Annotated in this window: 1 protein-coding gene; it reads right to left on the bottom strand. The window is 34.2% G+C overall.

What is annotated here, in order from left to right:
- Positions 1–36: 36 nt before the first annotated feature.
- The coding region (locus H1S01_RS20860) for a hypothetical protein (protein ID WP_207732456.1) at positions 37–421 on the bottom strand (385 nt) is incomplete at its 5' end.

Below are 421 nucleotides of genomic sequence, written 5' to 3' on the forward strand. Positions count from 1 at the left end.
GCTAGCGACTATCAATTATCGTAGTCGCTTGCTTTTTTATTGTTCTTTCAATCGTTTAATCGCATTTTTTAAAGGGCGATCATCACGATATGTACTGAAATCCATAAATGCTGTACTATCAAAATGTTGTAATAAATGATGAAAAACGTCATTTTCTTGTCTCATTGGGTCTATCTCATCTTCCAGTTGATGAATATGTTGCTGGAGTTCTTGGTTATTGGATTTGAGTGCCTCGTTATCTTTTTTCAGCTGGTCAATGACTTTATGCCAATCATTTATATCATTCTTTGAATGAGAATCATCCATTATTATTTGTTCTTTTGGATATTCAATGACTGTCGGTTTAATCCGATTACCCACAGCTGTTTGGCGTATATATTCTGTGACATTCATACTACGTATGTAGGCTAAATCTTGTATC

It is taken from the genome of Heliobacterium chlorum (genome assembly GCF_014502795.1).
GTDB lineage: Bacteria > Bacillota > Desulfitobacteriia > Heliobacteriales > Heliobacteriaceae > Heliobacterium > Heliobacterium chlorum.